Here is a 24,024-nt window from a genome sequence, read left to right as displayed (position 1 = left end):
TTGTACATTCAAAGCAAGGGCAGGCTGTGTATTGGAGAATGGTTAAAATCCGCCCGTTTTTTTCCATTTATCCATTGAACTCTCCCGCTTCATTCATTAAAATAAAGCTATGCCATGTTACCAATTATTGCATAATATGCAGGAAGGATTCCTCCATATGCTAGAACCGTTGAAGGAAGTCGAAGAGCAGCAGTCCTATTCTATCAGCGAGATGAACCCTACATCCTCCCCCTTTCTATCGGAAATATTGGAGAATATTTCAGACGGTATTTTTAGTCTGGACAGCTATGGACGTTTCATCTATTTGAACAGCGCCGCTGAACACTTACTGGAGCGCAGCCGCAGCGACCTGCTCGGCGCTTCGTTTTGGACATGCTTTCCTGATGCTGCCGGTACCCCTCTCTATGACTACTATCTGGCAGCGTTGACAACACAGACTCCGCAAACGTTTGAATGGTGGTTCTCCCCGCTGGGCAAATGGTTCGATGTGCGAACCTATCCGGGGAAGAATTTATTCACCATTAATCTGCGCAACATCACGATGCAAAAAAATAACGAGGCTGCCCTTCGCGAGAGTGAAGAGATGTTTCGGATGATAACCGAGAACTCGACGGATATGATTTCAAGAATTGCCATGAACGGCACTTTCCTATATGTTTCTCCCGCCTCCAGAACCCTGCTCGGCTACGAACCGGATGCCTTGGTAGGGAGCAGCGTATTTGATATGCTGCACCCGGACGATCTTCAATTCACGGATGGGCATAAAGAGCCCAGCTTGACCGATCTGCGTATCGATCTGTCCGCTTATCGGATCTGCAAGAAAGACGGGACCTATATATGGTTTGAAACGACGGCAAGACCCATTCTCGACAAACGCGGCCTGAATAAAGAAGTTATAACGGTCTCCAGAGATATAACCGCCCGCAAGCATGTAGAGAATCAGCTTCGCGAGACGAACGAGCTGCTCCAGAGAATTTCAACCGTCGATGCTTTAACAGGGGTAGCAAACCGCCGCGGCTTTGACGAATGCCTGCTCAAGGAATGGAAGCAGGGCAGCCGAATGTCCACTCCGCTATCGCTTATCCTGGTCGACATTGATTTTTTCAAACGATACAATGATTCATACGGGCACATCGAGGGAGATATATGCTTACAACGTGTAGCGGAGTCATTGCGGAAAGCCGCCAAGCGGCCCGGAGACTTTATTGCGCGTTATGGCGGGGAAGAATTCGTCATTCTGCTTCCTTCCACAGACGCTGCGGGGGCCAGAACTGTTGCCGAGCATCTCAGGCAGCAGGTGGAGCTGCTCCAAATCCCCCATACCCGATCCGAGCATTCTCCTTATATCACCATCAGCTCCGGTACGGCAACGATGATCCCTTCCCGCGATATGGACCCGAGCGAGCTCTTCCTCCGAGCTGATAAAGCACTATATCAAGCAAAGCAGGAGGGCAGAAATGTTGTCAGACTCTATCACCGGGACGAATAATTCAAACTAGCCGCAGGTTCAATCGGAACAGGCGGCTGTTTTCGTCTTATGATTTCTTTTTCCTCAAATGGCGCAAACTTTAAACAGAGCGTTGTCGGAGCAAGCCGCTCTGTTCTTAGTCAATCCAAGAATGGAGGAAACAGAATTGATTATAACTATGATTTGGGTCGTAGCGTTCATCATCTTGTTCACTGTACTCGGACTAGCGATATGGTATCTCAGGAGAGCTTCCTCCCGTTGACTCCTGCTTGCGCTTGTTCTTACGAGTTACAGCAAGCGGTACACCATCAGGCAAACAGCCCCTCCCAAGCATGAGCTCAACAGATTCACCGCATCGTTCGTCATCACCGAGGCTCCCCGAATCCGTTCTGCCGCCGTATCGCAGTGACGGCTCTTCTCTAATTCCCTTCCGCATACCTTACAGCGGTACATGACCTGGCATACAGCCCCGAGCCACGAATCGATAAGCGAGCCGGCCATTCCCCCCAGGGCGCCTAGGAGTACCAGGCCCGTCAAGGACCCTTCATTCGCTTGGCCTGCTTCAGGTACTCCCTGAAGCTGAAGCAGCGCCCATGCGGATACGCCTATTACGATGCCCCCGGCCAGAGAAGCTGCCAGCCCGAGCCATGTAATTCCTCCTGACGTTCCGGCCGGGACCTTGCGCCCGTTGACGATAGACCTGGGCATCGACCTGCTGAGTCCGCCGATTTCCGTTGCCCACGTATCTGCATTGACCGTTGCCATGACCCCGATAAAAGCCGCCCACCAGAACGGGTGCGCCCATAGGCTGTGACCGATACAAAGAAGCATGCCGATCCCGCCGTTCGCCAATACTTGTCCCGCATCCCTTCTGCCTGATTTGGCATAATGCTGTTCTACCGCAGCCTTGCGGCGCTGCTTCCACTTGGACAATAGCGACGAGGTAATAAAAAATACGATCAGCGTCCCGAACCACGACAGGCTGCCGAACACATACATTACGGTTCCTACGATAACAGCCGCAGCCGCGCCTGACGCTGATAGCGATCTTTTGGCATAAGCCGCCGCGGCTATGACCAGGCTGCACACGATTCCAATGACCCAATCCAACATAAACCCTCCTCGAATTCCAGGGGAACATCCGGTTTCCTGAATATTTTCTTATAAACAAATGATTTACAGATCTTTAGTCATTATAATATGATTTTCTTAGCTGAAAAAATAGAGTCCCTTCGGGAGGATAATAATGTGAAGAGTGATCTCCCTGTGAATGCGCCCGGAAAGAAACAGGAGCATGATCCGCAGCAGCTGCTTCGGATTATTTTTCATTATGTCTCCAAAATAACGAATGAACGGTGCCTGGATCATTTGCTGCTTCTGATGGCTGATATGGGAAGAGAAATGATTGTTGCCGACCGCTGCACCGTCTGGCTGCTGGACAAACAAAAGAACGAGCTTTACTCCAAGGTCGCTCATGGCGTTCCCCCGCTCAAAATGTCTGCCGATGCCGGCCTGGTCGGACGGTCCATCGCTACGGGGCTGCCGATTTTTATCAACGATGCGTATACCAATATGGAGTATAGAGAAGTGCTGCTAAGCGGTGCCATCGCTATGGACAAAAAGACCGGCTACCGCACCAAGTCGCTGATGGTGATCCCGTTCCACAACAATGAGGGTGAAGTCATGGGAGCCTATCAAGCGGTCAATAAGCTTACAGAGGATGAAGCGTTTACGGATAAGGACGTTGAATATTTATCCCTGGCTGCATCCTACGTAGCAAAGTCGCTGGAATCCGCCTTACTATCGGCCGAAATTGAGGAAACCCAAAAAGAAATCATTTATATGATGGGTGAGATCGGCGAAAGCCGCTCCAAGGAAACCGGTAACCACGTCAAGCGCGTTGCTGAATATTCCTATCTGTTAGCTCTCGGCCACGGAATGAGTCAAGAGGAAGCAGAGCTGTTAAGGATTGCTTCCCCTATGCATGATATCGGCAAGGTCGCCATTCCGGACGAGCTGCTGCAAAAGCCGGGCAAGCTGACAGACGAAGAGTTCGCCGTTATGAAAACCCACAGTGAAATCGGGTACTCGCTGCTCAAAAACTCCAAACGACGTATATTGAAAGCCGCCGCTATCGTTGCTCACGAGCATCATGAGAAATGGAACGGAACCGGATATCCTCGGGGGTTAAAGGGCGAGGATATCCACATCTACGGAAGAATTACGGCGATAGCCGATGTATTCGATGCATTGGGAACCGAACGCGTATACAAGAAGGCATGGGAGCTTGATCAAATATTGGCTCTGTTCAAGGAAGAGCGCGGAAGCCATTTTGATCCAGCGCTCGTTGATACGTTCATGGAGCAGCTGCCCAAGCTGCTGGAGGTACGGGAAGCCTATTCCGATACGGTACGCTTCCCCTAGAAAAGGTAACAGCCATGCGGATGCATGGCTGTTGTTGTCATGTCGTAAGCGAAGGCTCCAGCGCTTCCTTCCAATGTACTCCCGGCGGCATCAGCCTCGCAATATGCTCCCATACACCTTCGAGCTCCGGACGCTCCTCACTGAAGATCGATATGATTCCGCGGTCCTCCCGCGAACGGATCAATCGGCCCATCCCTTGCTTCAGACGCAGCAGCATATACGGCATATCGACTTCTTCGAAGGGGGATGCCGAAGCCTGCCGTTTGGCCATAAAGACCGGATCCTGCGGCGGGAACGGCAGCGACCAAATAATGACGTTGGAGAGCGATGGCCCCGGCACGTCCAGGCCTTCCCATAAGCTGACCGCACACAGAATGCTTGGTTCGTCATTCTGAAATGCCGCTATCAGATGGCTAATCTCCCGCTCCCCCTCAAACCCGAAGCGCATATCGGCACATTCCGGGTAGTTGACAATCTCTTTCTTGAACCTCAGGAGCTCATCCTTTGCGGGGAACAGGATCAAGGCTCTCCCTTCCGTATGCTTCAATAGCCGTACGGCGGTTTTCATTTTCTCCGAGAACGTTCCTTTATGGGACCATTTGGGCACGATGACCTCCATTTGATGCTCATAATCGTAGGAGGACTCTACCGAGAACGATAAATACTTATCGATGCCCAAGCTTTCCGCAACGTAATCGAAGGAGCCCTCGACGGATAAAGTAGCCGATGAGAATATCACCGGCATCTGCGTGCTGAATACTCTCTCGCGAAGCACTTCCTTCACCATTCTTGGCATGATGACGAGAGACAGCCCGTTAATGCTTTCAGTTACCCAGCAAATCACATTGTCGGATTGATGGAACAGCGCAAGCGCCTTCTGCATCATCTCCAGATGCTCTTCGACAATCCGCAGCTGGTACTCGTTCAAAGTAAACAACTCACTCTCGAATACGAGCTCCTCCTCAATCTGAGTCAGCACATGTTGAAATGCTTGAATGGCCTGCAGCAGCCGATCATTTAGTATGACCTGCTTCCGGTCCGATCCGGCAATCGTCCTGCTCTGGGATTCGAGCACCTCAAACATCGCTTCACTCAGCATAATGGCTTCGTCTATGCGTACAGCCAGCGATTCTCGAACCTCTCCCTTGAGCAGTCGGGTGATAAGCTCCTCAAACACTACATGCTTCAGCTTATAGGTCAGTGCCTTCTGGGCAGCCGATTCCAATAAGTGCCCTTCATCGAAAACGACAGCACAGTGCTCAGGAAGCAAAGGCAGCTGCCCTTCCCGCTTTCTTCCCTCACTGGACCACACATGCTCCATATAAAAATCATGAGAGCATATGATCAAATCCGCTGCTCTCCGGTAATGATCCCGGGAAAGCGTCTGTCCGCAGCGATGCCTTCGATCGCATACGAAGCAGTCTTGGAAGGCATCCCAATTGATATTCTCCCATTGATTATCATTGAGAGAAGGGTACTGCCTACGGTCACCATAGGCATGAAATGCCTGCATCGTATCTCTGGCATGGACAAATTCGGGCAGCTGCTCATACACATCCGAGTAGGTGTCTACGTCAACGTGTCCCAGTCTGGCTTCATCCAGCTTAACCAGACACACATATTGGTCCGGCGATTTGCCTAATCTCGCGTCGATAGCCATGTTCAAGTGGCGAGACAGCTTGGCGATATCACCTTCCGGCTTCACCAGCTGCTCAATGAGCGATTCGTCCGCACAGGCAATGACAGCCGGTTTTCTCGTATATCTTGCGTAGCAGATCGCGTACAGCAAATAAACCAGCGTCTTGCCCGTGCCAACGCCCGCTTCGGCAAATATGGTCTGCTTTTCTGCAAAGGCCCGCTCGAGCTGGAACGCCATGTAAATCTGCTCATCGCGGACCTCAAACCCCGATTCCGGTAAAATATCGTAAAATACGTCCGCGACCCAATTCCCAACCTGTTGAAGAAAGGGCCGGGAATGATCATATTGAAAAGGATACCGCTCCAAAGTTCGTTTGCCCCCATGCTGTTCAAAATGTTGAAATCCCTCTATTGAAAAAAGGATACTGGAATCCATCCGGTATCCTTCCCCAATTATACCAATTGTACCGTAAATTCTCCCCAGGTTTCTTCTCCCCACAGGAGCTCCATCCGGTCGCCCGAGGACACAGCCGCCACACCCGCCGGTGTTCCGGTGTAAATAATATCCCCGCGACCCAGGCCATAATGCTTCGCTATGTAATCGACAATGACTTGAAGGTTGAAGATCATGTCATTGATGTTGCCGCGCTGAGCCTCCGCTCCATTGCGCCGCAGAGAAAATTCCGTTTGCTTCACCTTATCCGATCCCGGGAAGGCACGAAATGCTGTAACCGCAGCCGAGTTCCGGAATCCTTTGGCCGGCAGCCAAGGCTGTCCCTTCTTCTTGATAACCGACTGCACGTCCCTCAGCGTAAAATCAATGCCCAGAGCCATCGTATCCACCAGCTGATCCACGGTCATTCCCGGTTGATAATCAGTCCCTATGTGAAGCACCAGCTCCGTCTCAAAATGAAGCTCCCCCCGATCTCCCGGAAGCGCAATCGGCTGGCCCTGAATGACAGCAATCGCATGGGTCGGCTTCGTAAAAATCATTGGCTCATCCGGTACTTCATTGCCGAGCTCAGCCGCATGAAGGCCGTAATTGCGGCCGACGCAGTAGATATTGCGAATGGATTCCATAGAGGTCATTCCTTTTCTCATAATAGTTACTTTCCAATAGCATAATCGAATGGAGAAGAAATCTCAATGGCTGGCCTGGCTGCCTCTTCACATCCTTCAAGAGCCGCCAGCTGCGCATGGTCAATGCCCGAACAATGGCAGGACATGCACGCCATGATTGTTTCAACTAGCGAAATCAAGTTTCAAAATATAATTATATTCTAAACCATTCCATGCTATATATCTAGTGGTTTTGAAAGTATTTATTATCCTGATCAGCCATAGTCTTTACGAAAAGCAATAAAAAAGTGAAGGCATCCGATTAGATGTCCTTCACTCTCCTAAGCGATGATTATGGGTCCTTGTTATCCGAATCCGGAGTCGGTGTTGGTTTCGGCTTGGCCGACGTTTTCGGTTTCGGTGTCGCCGTAGGTGTCGGTGTCGGCTTTGGCGATGTGCTTCCCTTAGGTTTGACCGTCTGCTGCGGTTCTCCCGGTTTGGAGGTAGCAGAACCCGTATTATTTCCGGAGGACTTCGTCGATCCGTTATCGGAGGTGATTCCCGATTTCTGCGAAGGGGCTCCCTGGTCCTTCTTCGTGTCCGTTCCTGACGGCTTTTTCGTTGGGGCCGCCGGCTTAGGCGTAGGAGTGGGCGTTGGCTGCGGCGGCGGAGGTCCTTCCGTTATATTCCCTTCCTTATCCACCTTGGCGTTAATGGACAGGCTGCTAAGCTTGTCAAACAGCTTGGCTCCGTCCTCGTCCGTCATTCGAACGGGCTGCGCCCATTTCGTCAGGATCGGGACCATTTGCAGCTCACAGGTCCTCTCCTTTGTACATTCCGCATGGAGAACCATGCTTTCCCATGTGGCCGGCTCCTCATTCGTTGTGAATATAAAATTACCCAGGCTGTACGCAATCCATTTGCCTTTGTATACCTCAAAGCCCTGTACGACATGCGGATGGCTCGCAATGACCAGGTCGGCGCCCTCATCGATATATTTATGGGCCAGATCCGTCTGGTCCTTAACCGGACGATCTTTGCGTTCCACGCCCCAGTGAGCGATGACGACAACCAAATCCGCTTCCGCTCTCGCTTTGGCGATCGCCTCCAAGGGGAGCTTCGTGCTGTAGGATTCCGCTACGCCAGGCTTGTTCTTGCCCGCGTACCAGTCCGTATTTTCCGCTACCCGGCTGAATCCGAGAAATGCGATCTTGATTCCATTGCGTTCCATAATAACCGATTGATAGGCTTCATCACTGTTCCGCCCCGTTCCGACGCGCTTCATGCCTATCTTATCCAGCTCGTCCAGCGTATCGAGAAGGCCCTCCGGACCATAATCCAGAATATGGTTATTGGCAGTGTTCACCAAATCGATACCCGCTGCCTGCAGCGCAGGAAGTGCTTGCGGAGACGATCTGTATACATAATCCTTGGATTGGGCGCTTCCGCGCATCGTAATGGGAGTCTCCAAATTCGCTACTGTAATGTCGGCCTTCGATAAGTAGTCCTTTACATAACGGTATGGATAGTCCCAACCGTTCTTCTTCAGGATGTCCTCCACCTTGCTCCCGAACATGACATCCCCTACAAAGCTTAGCTTTACGGTCTGCTTGCCGCTATCCGCTGCATCTGCGGCAGGAGCGGGATCTTTGGCATTTCCGTTAAGCGCGGAATCGGTATTCCCTGTGCTGCCGTTGACGAGATTATTCCCCGGCGCGGCGCCGCTCGATCCCTTGGGAGATACTTCAACCGGAGGTGCGGATAATTCCGGATTATCCTTCTTGTTCAACCAGTTCATAAGATAACTGAATGAGGCAATGGTCAATACGGTCAGAACGCCGAGAGTGATCCAGGTCTTGCGAATATTTTTCTTTTCCTCCAGCTGTTTTTGGGTGCGTGATTCCACCAATTCCTTTTGTTCTTCGGATGGTGCTTCTATCAGTTCCTGCTGGATTTCGGATCGTGTTTCTTCTATGATGATCTACCCCTTTTTAAAAATGCTGCATGAAAGACAGCCGTCCGCTCAATGACGTCGTACGGGAAAAAGAAGACCTTCTGCCATTATACCAAATCTTCCCGAGCGGGTCATGGAACCAATAACCTATAAAGTCCTGTATAACTCGTTGGAGAATAAGCCATGGTACTAGTCGAGGGGGCAAAATGTGAATATTTCCCAAGCATATGGTACAATGAGATTAGACGGGTTAGGCGATTCTCAGGTCGCGACTCAATACGCATATGGATAGACATCAGGAAAAGAGGAGAACCGTTTTGGCAAGATGGCAAATTAATTTAATCGTCCTATGGATCGGACAATTTCTAGTGATGAGCGGCATGACGATGATTACTCCGTTTTTGCCGCTGTATATTCAGGAAATGGGCATGTCGGATCCCCATCAAATCGCGATGTGGTCAGGCTTCATCTTCGCGGGTAATTTCGTCACCTCATTTTTATTCCAGCCCATCTGGGGAGGACTCTCCGACCGTTACGGGCGCAAGGTCATGCTGCTTCGTTCCGGCTTCGGCATGGCTATTGTCATGACACTGATGGGCTTCGCAACAAGCCCCTGGCAGCTGCTCGGACTCCGCATTATCAACGGCGTCATCTCCGGATTCATGCCGGCGGCCGTCGCTTTGATGTCCACCAATACGCCCAAGGACAAAATGGGGTTTGCAATGGGAACGCTGCAGTCCGGCGGTGTTGCTGGCTCGATCCTTGGTCCGTTCATCGGGGGCTTGATGGCCGAATGGGTCGGCTTCCGACCGATCTTCTATATTACCGGACCGCTGCTATTCTTCGCTTCGCTGCTCGCCATGTTCCTTGTGAAGGAGAACTTCGACGCCGCCGCAGCCAAGAAAAAAGCGAATATTTCCACCATCGAGGGCTTCAAGGAAATTAAAAAAACGAAAGAGCTGCCCGCCCTTTATGCAGTGACTTTCGTCATTCAATTTTCCATGCTGAGCTCCATGACGCTGATCCCCTTGTTCGTTCAGGATTTACACGGCAAAGGCGAAATGCTGGCCTTCTATTCGGGGCTCGTCAGTTCTGTCACCGGTTTCTCCAACATGATCGCCTCACCGCTTCTGGGACGGTTAAGCGACAGAATCGGGTCGGTCAAAATCCTGGCCGTCTGTTTGATCGGCGCCGCTATCTCCTTCATCCCGCAAGCCTTTGTCACGAATATTTGGCAATTGTTTGCCGCACGTTTCATGCTCGGGGTCTTTATGGGCGGAATGCTGCCTTCCGTGCAGACATTAATTAGCAGCTTTGCTCCCAAGGGAATGGAAAGCCGCGCTTACAGCTTTAATACCAGCGCCCTGAGTCTCGGCAATATGCTGGGCCCGGTTATAGGCGGTGTATTGTCCGGCTGGCTTCATATTCAAGGGCTGTTTCTTATGGCCGCCGTGCTGCTGTTCGCCAATGCATTATGGGTACGCAAAGCGCTCTTCAAGTCTCAACCCCGTATTGGGGATTCATCTCCATAACGGGGATTATTTTACGAAGTTTCGGGGGTGCTTACGTGAAAGTGAGTGTAAAAAAGGTTTTGTTCGTCATCGTATGTGCAGAGCTGATGATATGGTATTGGTCACAGTGGGATGTCCTTGACCACAACAAGCAAGTTGTCTACCATCAAAACAATCATGAGAAGCAAGCACCTCAGAAACCGGAAGATAACGAAACCGTACTTCAGAAGGCTTCGTAAATCGGTAAGCTCCTCTTAGGAACGGATCCTGCGGAACAACGCGGGCCAGGTATTACATAATAAACCCCAGAGAAGGAGTGAACTTGAAGCCGATTCCGTTCTTTTTCGGGGAAATCTTAAAAAAAAGCCGCTGACACCGCGCCCCGATCAGGGAGCACGCATGCAGTGGCTTTGTTGTATGCGGCTTTTTAGCGGATTCTGGCAATAGCCAACCCGTCGTAGGCCGGCAAGATAACACCTTCCAAACGCGGATCGCGCGTGATGCCCTCATTGAACTCCCGCATCTTGATTACCCGGTTCCCGTTCTCCTCCGGGTTCATGGAATCCCCGTGCAGAAGCGTGTTATCCCCGACGATAACGGCACCCGGGTTAGCCAGTTTGATCGCCCATTCCAAATAATTCGGATAATTGCCTTTGTCCGCATCGATGAAGAACAGGTCGAACCTGTGACCTTCCGCTTCCAGCTGGGCCAGACTATCCAGAGCCTCCCCTACCCGATACTCAACCTTATCGCCAAGCCCCGCTTCCGTAAGATTGCGATGGGCCAGGTCGGCATATTCCTGCTTCAGCTCCAGCGAGTACAGCTTCCCCTGCTCCCCTAATCCGCGGGCCAGACAGATGCCGCTGTAGCCGCCGAGCGCCCCAATCTCCAGTACATTGCGTGCTCCGTTCATTTTGACAAGAAGCGTCAGCAGCTTGCCGTAGCCTTTGGCTACCGAAATGTCCCTCATGCCGCTTTCGGCAATGCTCTGCGTTACCTTTTCCAATTGCTCATCCTGTTCCAAAAGAGATTCTACGTATTGCTCCGCCGTCAGCTGCTCCATGCAATTTTTCCTCCCGAATCATTTGTATAAACGCCATGTTTATCCTATACTAGACTATTGTATGGCTTTTCCAAAAAGACTTCAACCGAAGATGAAGCGGCAATTTGAGATTGATCACAGACTACGGAGTGAATAATTGATATGTCAGAAATTCATTTGATTGCTACGGCTCCTATGGGTTTGGAGGCTATTGTAGCAAGGGAGGTTCGCGACCTCGGGTACGATCAGGTCACGGTCGAGAACGGACGGGTGACCTTCGTTGGGGATGAGCTTGCCATTGCCCGGGCCAATCTATGGCTGCGCACCGCGGACCGCATCCTGGTCAAGATGGGACAGTTCAAGGCAGTCACCTTCGACGAGCTGTTCGAAGGAACCAAAGCGCTGCCTTGGCCGGATTGGATCCCGGAGCATGCGGAATTTCCCGTGGAAGGCCGTTCCCATAAATCCCAGCTGTCGAGCGTACCGGCCTGTCAGGGGATTGTTAAAAAGGCGATCGTCGAGAGCATGAAGCAGCGCTACCAAACGGAATGGTTCCGCGAAACCGGAGCGCGGTACGTCATTGAGGTGGCGCTGTTGAACGACGTGGCGACGCTGACCCTCGACACCACGGGCGTCGGCCTGCATAAGCGGGGCTATCGCAAGCTCGTGACGGAAGCCCCGCTCAAGGAAACGATGGCTGCAGCGATGATCCTGCTGAGCCGCTGGCAGGCGGAGCGCCCGCTGTACGACCCGTTCTGCGGGTCGGGCACCATTCCGATCGAGGCTGCGATGATCGGGTGGAACTTGGCGCCTGGCCTCAGGCGCACCTTCGCCGCCGAGGCGTGGCCTGTCGTGCCGGAGGCCCTGTGGGCCGAGGCACGGGAGGAAGCCTTCGATCTCGTGCGGGACGATGTGCCGCTCGAGATCACGGGCTCGGACATCGACAGCAAGGCGATCGATGTGGCGTTGGCCGCCGCCAAGGCGGCCGGGCTGGCGAAGGAGCTGAGCCTGCAGGTGGTGCCTGTAGCCAAGGCGCATCCCCGCAGCGATTATGGCTGCATCATCACGAATCCGCCGTACGGCGAACGGCTTGGCGACAGCAGCGAGGTCGAGAAGGTGCTTCGCCAGCTTGGCGGGGTAACAGCCCATCTGCCTACCTGGTCCACCTTCATTCTGAGCCCAAGCAAGCAGCTGGAACGGTATATGGGCCGGCCGGCCGATAAGAAGCGCAAGCTGTTCAACGGACGGATCGAATGCAACCTTTATCAATACTTTGCTCCCGGCGGGCTCTATGGCTGGCGCAAAGAGGAAAAGAAGGAGCCCGGTTCAGCTGCTCCATGAGTGATTCCACTGCAAGCGCATCCTTGTGATACAAATGCTCAAGTATAATGTTCTTCGATTCCAGCGCTTGCTCCAACCGGTTCAGCAGGCGCTGCCGATCATATAAATCAGCAACCTGAATGCCGATTTTCAAATATTTATCCGCATAAAAAGGCGCTATCCCGGATTTCGTAGAACCGAATTGTCTGCTTCCGAGCCGTTCCTCCTCCAGCGCGTCGAACAGCAAATGATAGGGCAGAATGACCTGGCACCGATCCGAAATCCGAAGCTGAGGCTTCGGAACTTGTCTTGCCAGAAGCTTCTCATACTCCTGAACCAGGCCGCTTATATTGAGCGCCGCACCCGGCCCTATGACATTGATAACCCGTTCGTGGAAAACGCCGGAAGGAAGCATATGCAGCACGAACTTGCCGAATTCATTGATAATCGTATGCCCCGCGTTGTTGCCTCCCTGAAATCGAACCACCACATCCGCATCGGATGCCAGTAAATCCGTTACCTTCCCTTTCCCTTCATCTCCCCAGTTCGCTCCTACGACTGCCGTTACCGTTCCTTTCAAAGAGTATCCTCTCCTTTTTGATTTTGTAAGCCTCACATTGTCATTATATTGGTTATTGTGATATAAAAATAATGAATAATATGAATATCTACTATAAATGGAGATAATGGATGGAGACGAATCTGGAAGGATTAAAAGTATTTTTGGCCGTGGCCAAAGCCGGGAGCTTCTCGAAGGCATCCGAAGCATTGTTTATCACCCAGCCTGCGGTCAGCCATTCGATCAAGCAGCTGGAGGAGCAGCTGGGAGGTCCTCTGTTCTTCCGAACCTCCAGGGGCGTTAAGCTGACCGTAGAGGGGGAGGTGCTGCTTCGTTATGTGGATCAAGCGTTCCAGCTCCTGGCTGAAGGAGAGCGCAAGCTGACGGAAATGCATCAGATGCTTGGCGGCGTCGTGCATATCGGAGCTAATGATACCATTTGTAAGCACGTGCTGATGCCTTACCTGGAATCGTTCCACAATAGCTATCCGCAAGTGAAGATGCATGTAACGAACCGTACGACGCAGGAAACCGTCAAGCTCTTAAAGGAAGGGAAGATCGATTTCGGGGTCGTGAATCTGCCCATTCAGGATCATCAGCTAACCATTCGAAGCTGGAAGCCGCTGCATGATATCTTCGTTGCCGGAGCAAGCTATGCCGAGCTGATGAAAAGGCCGGTGACAGCCGCCGAGCTGGCCCTGCAGCCGCTCATTATGCTCGAGCGGGACAGCAGCATTCGTCAATATGTGGAACGTTTTTTCCATGGTCAGCAAGTTAGAATCACTCCGGAATTCGAGCTGGGGAGCATGGATCTGCTGATCCAGTTCGCCAAGGCAGGATTAGGCATTTCCTGCGTCACCAGGCAGTTCGTCAGCGATGAGCTGGCTTCGGGCGAGCTGTTCCCGGTGCTGCTGGAGCCCGAAATTCCTCCCCGTCATATCGGTATCGTGACCTTGAAGGATGTCCCGTTATCGATTGCGGCTACAACGATGCTTGATCTTTGTCTGAAGGACGGACCTGCCGCTCAATAGCCGGATAGAAGCAGCTTCTTATGAACAATTTTAAACTCCGACAAACATCTTTTTCAGTATGGCTATGTTGGTTTTTAATATTTCCGAGCATTGGTTCTATCATTTGTGTAATACTATGGTCGAAGAGGATTCCTTTTGGTTGAGAGGGGATAGTGAAATATGTCAGAGGGCAACATTGGATACGGTCAAGTGAACATTATTTGTGCAGAAGATTGTGGAAATGCAACAAAAAAAGAATTACTTAGAGCGTTTAATGCTGCCTTTGTACGTAACGATATTGGCTTCATCACGGATACCATCATAGAAAATATCCAATGGAATTTTATCGGCAGCAATGTATTACAGGGCAAGGATCAAGTGTTCAGAATGCTTGAAAAACTGATGGATAAAAAACCAACGGAGCTAGTTATTAGCAATATCATAACGCACGGATATTCCGGTTCTTTACATGGCACCCTAAAACTCGATGGCAACATTAGCTACGCTTTCTGCAATATTTATCGTTTCAATAGCAGTTTGAACAAAACAAAAATTAAAGAAATTACTACTTTTATTATTGACATTTCAAAGTAGTAATAGCTAAATCGGCCGCCTTTCTATTAGGCGGTTTCCTATTTGATCGAAAAACAACAGTTTAATTTCAATAGCCATATAAAAAAAAGAATGCACCGCTGCTTGCAGCAATGCATTCCTTTTGGCGGCTAAGCCAGCCTTCTTGCTTCGAGTCTGCAGCTTAAATAATCGTACAGGCTCAAAAACAAATCATTCACGAAATCGCACCGAAACGAGAATTTCACTTCCCCGCGCCAGTAAAAGGTCAGCAGATGGCTGTTTTTACCCATAACCATCTCTACGTCCCAACAGGGATGCTGCAGCTCGAACACTTCCTGGTTAATAAACATCTTGGGTCCTTCATTAGACAAATATACGCCGATCAAATTGCTTCCGAGCTTTGTAAAAAAGCCTTGCTTGGTCATAAACTCCCGTTCTTCACCCGACATGGCGAGACCCTCCTGACTGTAACTTTTGCGTACCCAAACACGACGAAAAGACCCCTCTGAGCCTAGGCAGGAGTCCGCTATCTATGCGTAACACCGTTCCTTCGGCAGCTGGCTGGCAAGAACCTCTGCAAGGATTCGTAGCCCCTGTAGCTTTGCGTCACAAGCTTTCACCTGCTTTGCCTTTTCGAGATCGAAATCTGTCAATTCGCGCAACAAAATACGACATTCCTAGCATATAAGATAGGCCCTAAGGAATACATATTCTTTAATACCTAATTTCGCAAATTTTCCACGGACTTTAGACCTAATTTATAAACTTGTTCTCCCCTGCGGTAGAATAAGGTTCCGAACAAGGTAATCACAGCCATTGTGACAAATAGTCCCGATCCGCCCCAATGCGTAAGAAGGACGCCCCCCACCATCGGACCTATGAAATGTCCCAAATTATTGAACGATTGCGCACCGAAATAAGTGCCCCTCATGCCTTCCGGTGCCAGCCGGTCTACCAGTACGTTTGCCTGCGGATAATTCAGAATTTCTCCCAGCGTGAAGAAGAACATGGATAGCATAAAACTGATCCAGCCCGCCGACAGAGCGAATCCGATATCCCCTACGGCAAACATCACGTTCCCGATTGCAATAGCTGTCATCGGCCCCCACCGTTCGAACAGTCTTGACAACGGAACTTGAAGCAGCACGACGACAACGGCATTCAGGCTCATAAGCAGCGCGAATAATGAGGCGCCGCCGGCAATATTTTGTTCAATATACTGCGATAAGGTCACGGTCATCTGGGAGTATCCGATCGCTCCCATGATAGCGCCGCCGATATAAAAGCGGAACACCCTGTCTTTTCGTACGATATTCCATGCGGATAATATCGTTACACTGCTGCGTTTCTCCCCCTCGATCCGTTTGATGCCGAACCTGCGCAGCAGCACTCCCAGACCTGCCGCATACAGAAGATAAAATAACCCCGTAATCATAAATGGCAGCCAAGCTTCCATCGTACCGAAGAAAGCGCCGAGCAGCGGCCCCACCGATACGCCTACATTAATGGCAATATACCGTAAGGAAAATACCTTGAGCCGTTTCTCCTTGACCGTCACGTCCGCCATTAACGCCTGGGATACCGGTTCGTATAAGGAACGGCAAAGTCCGTTCAGCATATTGAGCAGCATGAATGCAACCGGAGACTTCACCAAGGCAAAACCAAAAAATACGAGCACCCATCCGTACAGTGCCGCCAGCATGATGGTTTTCCGTCCCAGCCTGTCTGACAGCGCTCCGCCGACGAATCCTCCTACCGTGGAGGCTAACGGCCCTAATCCGATAATCATTCCTATGAGAACGGGACTGAGCTGCGTATCCTTGGATAAGTAGATAGCCAAAAACGGCATACTCATAGAGGAGGCTGTGCGGGCTAATATGGTTCCGAAAAGAAGAACGTGGACAATGGGATGATATTCACGAAAAAATGATGCTAATCGCTGCATGCAGTGTTCTCCTTTGCGGCCAACTCTAGTTTTTCTACCATTGGTAAATAAAAGATTTACTCATTATACTTCAAAACCTCCATCCTGTCTTTAGTCAAAAAAAGAGAGCCTCCCTCATGGGAAAGCCCTCTGGAAACATGTATTGTTATTTTAAATCTTCACTTACCTTGATCACGTACATTTGAGACGGGTTCTGGTTCAGCTTCAATTTGCCCTGATCATCGTAGCCGTCCACGCCAAAGTCGTTGTCGTTTACAACCGCAATCGTATTTTTATCAATGACCGTCAAGCCTTCCAATTTTTCATGTGGATAGCCTAGCTTGGCGACATCGACAACCAGTTCCTTCGTAACAGGAACGATTCCTTTCTCTTTCAGCTGCGCTATCGTCAGCTTCTCCAGATCGTTGCTGGCCTCAGTGCCTAACAGATTCGTTGCTTTGGAAAAATCCGCTCTGTAAATCCGCTTGAGCTGCGCTTCCTCTCCCGCGTTTTTATCACGCTCGTCTACCAGAACTACGTCAGAGCTAAGCGCGGACAAGTCGCTGATGACGACATCCTTTTGTTTGACATTTTTGAAGCTGCTTGCGTTTTCAGCAACATAGACGTACTCGCCGATGATTTTCTTGGTGGACAGATCCATCTTTAAAATCCGCAGATGGCGGGATTCCTCGCCGGTCTTTTTATCGGGTACCGCCATCGGACTTTGAATGGAGGTGTACAAATACTTCCCGTCCGGAGAAATGGTTACGCCCTCGAAGCCGCGATTGGCAATACGGTTGTTGTATACTGCAGGCAGCGTATCATAGATTTCCATCTGAGCGCCGGCAGCCACAAGCTTGTCCTTCGAGCCTTGAGGCACATAGCGGCCGATGACCGTTCCATCTCTCTTCACTTGAAGGATGGACGGACGGTATTCATCGGACAGCCAGAAGGTATCGTCGCTCGGGCTGTAGGCGATGCCCTCCAGATCCAGACCATCCGGATCGTAGCCCAGCTTCTTCGTGCCGGAGCCGTCATACGGTACCTCGTCGCTTCCTTCCAGGTTCGGCATTCCGGTCAATTCCGAGGTTTTGGAATAGACATCCGTTTTGCCTTCCGGTAAATGCAGCTTGATCGTTTCCAGCACTTCGATGGTTCCGTTCGCCGCTTTTATTTTATATATGCGCGGAGCGTACTTGTCGTCCGGGAACGTGCGCAGCTTGTCCTTGCCGAATTCGCCGTTCGGTCCGCGATCAGCCAGCGTATAGAACACATCGGCCGGATCGTTCGGCATGTGAAGCAGTCCGGAGAAGCCGCCTTCCTTAATTCCTGCCGTCAGCTCGGACGGGTTTTTCCATTCATGGATGGCCTCTACTTTAGGCTGCTCCTTTAGCTGAATCGTCTGGGTCGCTTCATTCCACTCTACCTGCTTGCCAAGTGCTTCACTGAGCGCACGCAGCGGCACGTAGGTACTTCCGTCGATGACGACTGCATCTTGATCCAGCTTCACCGGCTTGCCGTTGGATACGATATTGAACTTAACCGCTACCGCCTCCAATGCATTTTGCGCCGCTCCGGCCGCCTGCGTTCCCATTAAAGCAAAAACGGCCAATGATGCGATCAGCCATTTTCTTTTTCTTAACCACTTTTTCATAGAACCCCTCCGCACTCTTCATCGTAGACTCACGATTTCAAGTATAGAAGCGATTTGTTTATGGAATATGAAGGCCATTTGAAGATTTTGTAAAGACAACCTCATAGAGCCAGGACTTCACGTCGAACCTCCGGGTACTTTGCAGAATCAAAAAAAGAACGCCTAGCTTCAGCTAAACGTTCCCTTAATGTACAACTATCCTTTTTTGACATATTTACTGGCTTTCTCGATGGCTTCGTCCTCTGTAGCCCCTGTAACGTAACGGCCATTGATATAAATGAATGCAAATCTGGAGCAAGGACCACAGTACGATTTGCACGCCACTTTAATGTCGGCGTCCGGAGCCAGTTTTTGCAGCTTGGGCAGCGCCGTCTTCATCTTCATATGCTTGCACTTATCGCAAACGCGAATATCATTCGCCATGGTGAACCCAATCCTTTCGTAACCGAAGACGGCTTAGTGGTCTCCGTGGTTACCCTTGCTAGGATTGGTAACAGCAAAGCCCTCTTCTGGCGTATAGAAATAATCGATGCGCACGCCATCCAACAACGGCTGGTCTTTTTCCAGAATGACATCGATGTTCTTGTCCGTGCTTACGACGACGTCCTTATCAGTAGGCGTATCCAGGCTCATGCCATAATGGGCATGATCGCCATGGCTGTGCGTAATGTAGACACGCAGCTTCAAATCCTTATTTTCTTCTTTTTCCAGCTCAGCTAAAAGCATTTTGGCGGCATTGCGCGAAATTTTGCAATTCATCTGTATGACATCTCCTACTGATTGTTTTCTCCTTATTGTAAAGAAACCTGTCCGGGAAAGCAACCTGATCCTGCCGATTTATCGGGCAGTTTGTAGGAATCGGGTAATACTGGCTTCGTCAAGCTTGGAATAATGGAATGAATTGGGGAATCTACCTTTCGTCTCCTCTTCCAGATGATATTCTCTTATTGAGTCCGTATCCTTCAGTATATGCCCCGTCAATATGCAGACGGCTGTAGAGTCCTTATCTATAACACCTTGACCTGCCAGCTTGCGGAGTCCCGCAACCGAAGCCGCAGAAGCAGGCTCGCATCCAATACCGCTTCGGTCCACCTGCGCCTTGGCGTCCATAATTTCCTCATCCGTAACGGACACGGTGATTCCTTGAGTCGGCTTTAATGTGTACTGAAGGGCTTTCTTCCAGCTTGGCGGGTTGCCTATATTCAGCGCTGAAGCTCTTGTGGCAGGATTCGGCTCCGGCTTAAGCTCGCTTAAGCCTCCCTCCACCATCGCATGAAACGGACTTGCCCCGTCCGCTTGTACTATGGCAACGTTCGGCAGCTTATGGATGAATCCGAGCTCATACAGATCCTTGAGACCTTTACCCAAGGCCGTTGCGTTGCTTAAAGCTCCCCCTGGCACCACGATCCAATCCGGCAGCTGCCAGCGGAGCTGATGGGCAATTTCATATAGGATGCTCTTCTGTCCCTCGATCCGGAAAGGATTAACCGAATTGCATACGTATAAGCCGAGCGCCTCGCTGTACATTTTGCTAAACCGGATCCCGTCGTCGTAGGTTCCCGGGAACGAAATCAAGTGAGCTCCGTAAGCGAGGGTTTGCAATACTTTGTTCATCGAGATGCCTCGGTCCGGCAAAAATACGTAAGAAGAACAGCCTGAAAGAGCCGCATACATGGCTAAGGAAGAAGAGGTATTCCCCGTTGAGGTGCATGTAAACCTCGTATAACCGACGGAACGTCCATGGGAGACCGCTACCGTCATCCCATTATCCTTGAAGGAGCCGCTGGGATTCTCGCTCTGCGCTTTCAGCATCAGACTTCGTACTCCCGCATACGAGGCCAGGACGCCAGAGGAGTAAAGACCTGTGTTCCCCTCATATTTCGTCGTCATGAAGGCATCCGGCAGCAGCGGATGAATGAGCTCCTTATAGCGCCATACCCCGCTTGCATAAGGAGACAGGCGTTCCGACAACCGGTTATCGAACTCCCGCTTCAACCGTTCCGTATCGACAGACCGAAAATCCTGCACGATATCAAGCAGACCTCCGCACGAGCAAATATAAGGGTTCCTGGCCTCGTCTATTGATAATTCCGCTTGGCAGTCTATACATTGAAACCGCATCATAAGCACCTTCCTTCGGGTAGTTGAGTTTTCTATCGCTTACCCATTACAATAATAGAAACTCATTCATAAAACTAATATATGATTTTTATAAAAACATAAATTATATTGATGCTTTAAAGGAGAAGCGATTAGGTTATGAACTTGCATGCTCTAAAGCTTTTTTACGAGACGGCCGTTCGCGGCGGGGTCACGAGGGCTGCAGAAGCTCTCCATATCAGCCAGCCGGCTGTAACGGCGCAAATTCGTAATCTGGAGCAGGAGCTCAGCCTGCAGCTGCTGACCTCCCAAGGCCGGGGAGTCCAGCTGACGGAAGCCGGGGAACTGCTCTTCGGTTACGCAGCCAAGCTGTTCGCGCTGGAGAAGGAAATGGATGCCCGACTGAACGAATACCGCACCGGAAAGCTCGGTACTTTATCCATTGCCGCTACGTACCTGCCTGCCAATTTTGTTCTTCCTTCCCTCATGGCTGCCTTCAAGCAGCAGAACGAGCACGTTGATCTTACATTAACAACGGCCAATTCCCAATCGGTATTCAGCAAGCTGCTCCACTACGAAGCCGATATTGCCGTTATCGGGGGCAGTAAAGAGGCCCCTGCCGGTATCGAACGCGAGGAGCTGATGGAGGATGAGCTCTGGTTCATCGTGCCTTCCGGTCATCGACTGGCTAACACCACCGTTGAACTCAAGGAAATCGTCCGTGAGCCGTTCATTCTGAGGGAGCAGGGCAGCTCTACCCGGGAGAAGCTGTTCGCGCTGTGCTCGCTCCATAATATCGAGCCCCCGAAGGTCGGCTTGCAGTTCAACGGTCTTGGGGAAACGATCCGTGCAGTTTCGTCCGGGTACGGCGCCATCCTGGTATCCGCTATGGAAGTCGGCGAGCATGTGCGTCATGGTACGGTTGCGAGAGTTCATGTGGAGGGCGTTCAGCTAACCAATCCGATCGCATTGTACAGCAGAGCGAATGAGGAGCTTTCACCGGCTGCCCAGCATTTTGGTTCCTTTGTGAAGCAAAGGATGCCCTTTGTTCCTTTGACCTAGCCATTGTGCAAGAACCAGGCTTCCTCAAAGGGATGGGGTGTGATAATGACGTGCCGGATTCAGCAGCACTGTCTCTCGCAGTACCGTAACATTGCCTGGGATTCGCGAGCGTTGGAAAATGGCAATGGAGGTTTTTCAAACCAGTAAAGTGGGTAAGTTAAAAAGGCATAGGATAATCGAGAGGAGCTAAGCAAGAATGGATATCGCTAAAGCTGAACGCTATGCCAATATTCTGCCCATGGCCGAGCTGGATACGAAGGAGAAGAGACTGAACCCTTTTGCCGTATACAATCGTCTTCGGGAAAGCCATCCGGTCCGTTATGATGAAAGCCGCAGCTGCTGGGATGTGTTTCGTTATGAGGACGTGCATAGGATCTTGAAGGATCCCGCTACCTTCTCCTCTGTTCGCAAGCTGTCGGAGAGAGAAACCCTTCTGACGACGGATCCGCCGCGGCATACTCAGATGAGAGCTATCGTCAACAAAGCTTTTACCCCCAAAGTAGTCAACGATTTGGCTCCGCATATCGCTTCCATAACTAACGAATTGCTGGATAAGGTTATCCGCTCCGGCCAGATGGATACGGTTCATGATCTGGCAGTTCCGCTTCCCGTCATCGTTATTGCCGAGCTGCTCGGGGTTCCTCCCAAAGACCGGCATCTGTTCAAGGAATGGTCCGATGTTCTCGTTAAAGGACCGGAAGTGAATACGGATGAAGCCTTTCATCGCGTGATGACGGAAAAGGCTCAAGCCATGAAGGAACTAAATTCCTATTTTGCTACGATTGTTGAGGATAGACGACGGCAGCCGCAAGAAGACCTGATCACGCTTCTGCTGGCTGCAGAAATCGAAGGAAAAAAGCTGGAGCAGGAGGAGCTTCTCGGTTTCTGTATCCTCTTGTTAGCCGCCGGCAATGAAACCACAACGAACCTGATCACAAATGCCGTACGGCGATTGACAGAGGACCAGGAGCTGCAAAGACAGCTTCGGAATCAGCCGGAACAGACAGCCGGCTTCATCGAGGAAGTGCTGCGCTATTACCCTCCTATCCAGGCTATCGGCCGCGTAGTTACCCAAGATGTTGAAATCCACGGAACACCGATTCAAGCGGGCCAGCAAATTGTTTCATGGGTTGCGTCCGCCAATCGGGATGAATCGCATTTTCCGAATCCGGATCAGTTCATTGTAGACCGCAAGCCGAATGCCCATCTCTCCTTCGGCTTCGGCACCCATTTTTGCCTCGGCGCCCCCTTGGCCCGCCTGGAAGGTCGAATCGTCATCCAGCACTTGCTTGAACGGCTCGATGAGATTCAATTTATCGAAGGCACCGAGCTGGATACTATTCAAAGCCCGTTCGTCTATGGCGTGAAACAATTTCCGGTTCGTTTCAAGGCTAAGTCATGAGGCGAACCCCTGCGTAGTACCCAAAAGCCGCCCATCTCCCGAGAGAAGGACGGCTTTTTGAGTTGTCCAGCCTGCTTCATCTATTCGCCTGCATGGGGTTAACAAAGGAATGCAGAAGCATTCTTATCTATAGCGGTACGGGAGCATAGCCATCTGGAAGCCACCTTGCAGCATCTTTATATCGGCCTAGCGGACGTCATCCCGAATATCCGTTCCAAGCTTCTTTGAAGGTCAACCCGCCTCCGGCTTTGCTTCCGGCTTAGCTGCATACCGCATCTCAGGCTTAGCTTCCGGCTTTGCCGCTACCTCGGGTTTTGCTTCCGTTTTGGCACTCACAGCAATAGGAACTGCAAGCGCTGCAATCACCATCGCTCCTAAGATCCATTTCAAGCCTTTTTTCATGTTCATCATCATGACCTCCATACATTGAATTTGACTTTCTTCATCCATCTTACAGCAAGGGCAGCTGGGATACATGAGACATAGCCGGGAAAAGTCCGGGAATATTCCGGGAATCATCCTGCACCTATTCCCCTTATGCTAAATGCAAGCTTTGTTCAGACATTGCGAAAAAAAGAAGCCCCTCATCCTCTACAAAGAGGATTGGGCTTCTGTACCTTTAACTATCCTGAACGGCTGATCTCAATCGACCCGCATGTTTGCCGCTAATTGTGTCCTCGTGTTGACTCCCAGCTTAAAGCATATATTCGATTTCAAGTATTTTTGACCTCATCTCATCCTATTCCTCGCGCGATTTTTGAACCAAACGTTTTGCAGCATTACGGTCCGTAACCTGAAGTTTATTTAAAATATTGGACACATAGTTCGCCACCGTTTTATTGCTGATATGCAGCCGGTTAGCGATCTGGGCATTGGTATCCCCCTCAGCGATCCGCTCCAAAATTTCCAGCTCGCGTCTGGTCAGCTCTGCAAAAGCAGGATCATCCACAGCTACCGCTGAGGGCTGCGAGAAGTAGTGCATCATTCGGCTGGCAATATCCGAGCTGAACACCGCGCCGCCGCTGCCCACCATCCGTATGGATTGCAGCAGCTCTACTTCATCGGCATCCTTCAGTACGTACCCTTTCGCTCCCACACGCATAGCCGTAAAAACCGACTGATCATCCCTCGTTACTGTTGGTGCTTATGCTAATGTCCATTGTGCTCCCTGTGGAAGACAACAAATATTTCGCCTTCTTCTGGGGGCTGGCGTACGTAGGGATGGGCTATGCCATTTGGGCTGGCAAAACAAATCAAAATAAACATGGATAAGCCGTCGAATGGAGGAATAAATCGCAAACCATCTATTCCAATAAAATCTTAG

Annotated in this window: 22 protein-coding genes, 1 pseudogene and 1 riboswitch; of the genes and pseudogenes, 9 read left to right on the top strand and 14 right to left on the bottom strand. The window is 50.8% G+C overall.

Translation table 11 applies throughout. From position 1 onward, the window contains the following. Positions 1-157: 157 nt before the first annotated feature. Positions 158-1,489 carry a sensor domain-containing diguanylate cyclase gene (locus tag ABEA66_RS23705; protein ID WP_345591371.1) on the top strand — a complete coding sequence of 444 codons (1,332 nt, stop codon included), beginning with the start codon at positions 158-160 and terminating at the stop codon, positions 1,487-1,489. A gap of 267 nt (positions 1,490-1,756) precedes the next feature. Here ABEA66_RS23705 and ABEA66_RS23700 read toward each other — a convergent pair whose 3' ends face one another. After that, positions 1,757-2,581, bottom strand: coding sequence for a DUF92 domain-containing protein (locus ABEA66_RS23700; protein WP_345591369.1), 825 nt, complete (start codon positions 2,579-2,581; stop codon positions 1,757-1,759). A gap of 135 nt (positions 2,582-2,716) precedes the next feature. On the opposite strand from ABEA66_RS23700, the gene ABEA66_RS23695 reads away from it, so the two are divergent. Continuing rightward, positions 2,717-3,892, top strand: a complete 1,176-nt coding sequence (locus tag ABEA66_RS23695) for an HD-GYP domain-containing protein (protein ID WP_256865201.1) — start codon at positions 2,717-2,719, stop codon at positions 3,890-3,892. 37 nt (positions 3,893-3,929) lie between these two features. Here ABEA66_RS23695 and ABEA66_RS23690 read toward each other — a convergent pair whose 3' ends face one another. The 3 genes from ABEA66_RS23690 to ABEA66_RS23680 form a co-directional block, all read right to left on the bottom strand. After that, a complete protein-coding gene (locus tag ABEA66_RS23690) occupies positions 3,930-5,897 on the bottom strand; it encodes an ATP-dependent DNA helicase (protein ID WP_345591719.1) in 1,968 nt (655 codons plus the stop codon). Between the two features lie 86 nt (positions 5,898-5,983). After that, positions 5,984-6,610, bottom strand: coding sequence for a fumarylacetoacetate hydrolase family protein (locus ABEA66_RS23685; protein WP_345591717.1), 627 nt, complete (start codon positions 6,608-6,610; stop codon positions 5,984-5,986). 331 nt (positions 6,611-6,941) lie between these two features. Next, positions 6,942-8,495 (bottom strand): CapA family protein, encoded by a 1,554-nt coding sequence (locus ABEA66_RS23680; RefSeq protein ID WP_345591367.1) that lies wholly within the window; start codon positions 8,493-8,495, stop codon positions 6,942-6,944. Positions 8,496-8,860: 365 nt separating this feature from the next. Between ABEA66_RS23680 and ABEA66_RS23675 the strand changes: the two genes are divergently transcribed. Together ABEA66_RS23675 and ABEA66_RS23670 are read left to right on the top strand one after the other, a co-directional pair. Next, a complete protein-coding gene (locus tag ABEA66_RS23675; protein ID WP_345591365.1) occupies positions 8,861-10,075 on the top strand; it encodes an MFS transporter in 1,215 nt (404 codons plus the stop codon). Between the two features lie 35 nt (positions 10,076-10,110). Next, positions 10,111-10,293 carry a hypothetical protein gene (locus ABEA66_RS23670; RefSeq protein ID WP_345591363.1) on the top strand — a complete coding sequence of 61 codons (183 nt, stop codon included), beginning with the start codon at positions 10,111-10,113 and terminating at the stop codon, positions 10,291-10,293. A 188-nt stretch (positions 10,294-10,481) separates the two neighbouring features. Here ABEA66_RS23670 and ABEA66_RS23665 read toward each other — a convergent pair whose 3' ends face one another. Then, entirely contained in the window at positions 10,482-11,117 is a 636-nt protein-coding gene (locus tag ABEA66_RS23665) for an O-methyltransferase (protein ID WP_345591362.1), read from the bottom strand. A gap of 141 nt (positions 11,118-11,258) precedes the next feature. Here ABEA66_RS23665 and ABEA66_RS23660 point away from each other — a divergent pair, with 141 nt between their 5' ends. Continuing rightward, positions 11,259-12,437: a THUMP domain-containing class I SAM-dependent RNA methyltransferase gene (locus ABEA66_RS23660; RefSeq protein WP_345591361.1), complete on the top strand. Its 1,179-nt coding sequence runs from the start codon at positions 11,259-11,261 to the stop codon at positions 12,435-12,437. On the opposite strand, the pseudogene ABEA66_RS23655 reads toward ABEA66_RS23660, so the two are convergent. Further along, positions 12,424-12,996: pseudogene (locus ABEA66_RS23655) on the bottom strand (adenylosuccinate synthetase); the annotation flags it as partial. The gene ABEA66_RS23660 and the pseudogene ABEA66_RS23655 sit on opposite strands and share 14 nt — an antisense overlap. A gap of 110 nt (positions 12,997-13,106) precedes the next feature. Here ABEA66_RS23655 and ABEA66_RS23650 point away from each other — a divergent pair. After that, complete coding sequence (locus ABEA66_RS23650; protein ID WP_345591360.1) at positions 13,107-14,006, top strand: LysR family transcriptional regulator; 900 nt, start codon at positions 13,107-13,109, stop codon at positions 14,004-14,006. 159 nt (positions 14,007-14,165) lie between these two features. Then, entirely contained in the window at positions 14,166-14,579 is a 414-nt protein-coding gene (locus ABEA66_RS23645) for a nuclear transport factor 2 family protein (RefSeq protein WP_345591359.1), read from the top strand. 128 nt (positions 14,580-14,707) lie between these two features. Here ABEA66_RS23645 and ABEA66_RS23640 read toward each other — a convergent pair whose 3' ends face one another. The 6 genes from ABEA66_RS23640 to thrC form a co-directional block, all read right to left on the bottom strand. Further along, the gene (locus ABEA66_RS23640) at positions 14,708-15,007 is read right to left on the bottom strand and encodes a hypothetical protein (RefSeq protein WP_079908584.1); all 300 of its coding nucleotides are present in this window, start codon (positions 15,005-15,007) and stop codon (positions 14,708-14,710) included. Between the two features lie 100 nt (positions 15,008-15,107). Further along, a riboswitch (cyclic di-GMP riboswitch) is annotated at positions 15,108-15,198 on the bottom strand. 81 nt (positions 15,199-15,279) lie between these two features. After that, the gene (locus tag ABEA66_RS23635) at positions 15,280-16,503 is read right to left on the bottom strand and encodes an MDR family MFS transporter (protein ID WP_345591355.1); all 1,224 of its coding nucleotides are present in this window, start codon (positions 16,501-16,503) and stop codon (positions 15,280-15,282) included. A gap of 145 nt (positions 16,504-16,648) precedes the next feature. Then, a complete protein-coding gene (locus tag ABEA66_RS23630) occupies positions 16,649-18,136 on the bottom strand; it encodes an esterase-like activity of phytase family protein (protein ID WP_345591353.1) in 1,488 nt (495 codons plus the stop codon). A 195-nt stretch (positions 18,137-18,331) separates the two neighbouring features. Then, positions 18,332-18,559 carry a YuzB family protein gene (locus tag ABEA66_RS23625; protein ID WP_079908581.1) on the bottom strand — a complete coding sequence of 76 codons (228 nt, stop codon included), beginning with the start codon at positions 18,557-18,559 and terminating at the stop codon, positions 18,332-18,334. Between the two features lie 33 nt (positions 18,560-18,592). Further along, complete coding sequence (locus ABEA66_RS23620) at positions 18,593-18,895, bottom strand: heme biosynthesis protein HemY (RefSeq protein ID WP_079908580.1); 303 nt, start codon at positions 18,893-18,895, stop codon at positions 18,593-18,595. Positions 18,896-18,973: 78 nt separating this feature from the next. Next, a complete protein-coding gene (gene thrC, locus ABEA66_RS23615; RefSeq protein WP_345591715.1) occupies positions 18,974-20,257 on the bottom strand; it encodes a threonine synthase in 1,284 nt (427 codons plus the stop codon). A 138-nt stretch (positions 20,258-20,395) separates the two neighbouring features. On the opposite strand from thrC, the gene ABEA66_RS23610 reads away from it, so the two are divergent. Then, positions 20,396-21,298 (top strand): LysR substrate-binding domain-containing protein, encoded by a 903-nt coding sequence (locus tag ABEA66_RS23610; protein ID WP_345591350.1) that lies wholly within the window; start codon positions 20,396-20,398, stop codon positions 21,296-21,298. A gap of 196 nt (positions 21,299-21,494) precedes the next feature. Then, positions 21,495-22,700, top strand: a complete 1,206-nt coding sequence (locus tag ABEA66_RS23605) for a cytochrome P450 (RefSeq protein WP_345591348.1) — start codon at positions 21,495-21,497, stop codon at positions 22,698-22,700. Between the two features lie 231 nt (positions 22,701-22,931). Here ABEA66_RS23605 and ABEA66_RS23600 read toward each other — a convergent pair whose 3' ends face one another. Further along, complete coding sequence (locus ABEA66_RS23600) at positions 22,932-23,108, bottom strand: hypothetical protein (protein ID WP_345591346.1); 177 nt, start codon at positions 23,106-23,108, stop codon at positions 22,932-22,934. 331 nt (positions 23,109-23,439) lie between these two features. Then, positions 23,440-23,802, bottom strand: coding sequence for a LuxR C-terminal-related transcriptional regulator (locus ABEA66_RS23595; protein WP_345591344.1), 363 nt, complete (start codon positions 23,800-23,802; stop codon positions 23,440-23,442). Between the last annotated feature and the right edge of the window lie 222 nt (positions 23,803-24,024).

The organism is Paenibacillus vulneris (genome assembly GCF_039543185.1).
Classification (GTDB): domain Bacteria; phylum Bacillota; class Bacilli; order Paenibacillales; family NBRC-103111; genus Paenibacillus_S; species Paenibacillus_S vulneris.
The sequence above is the reverse complement of the archived record's forward strand: the minus strand, read 5'-3'. Positions and strand labels throughout refer to the sequence as shown.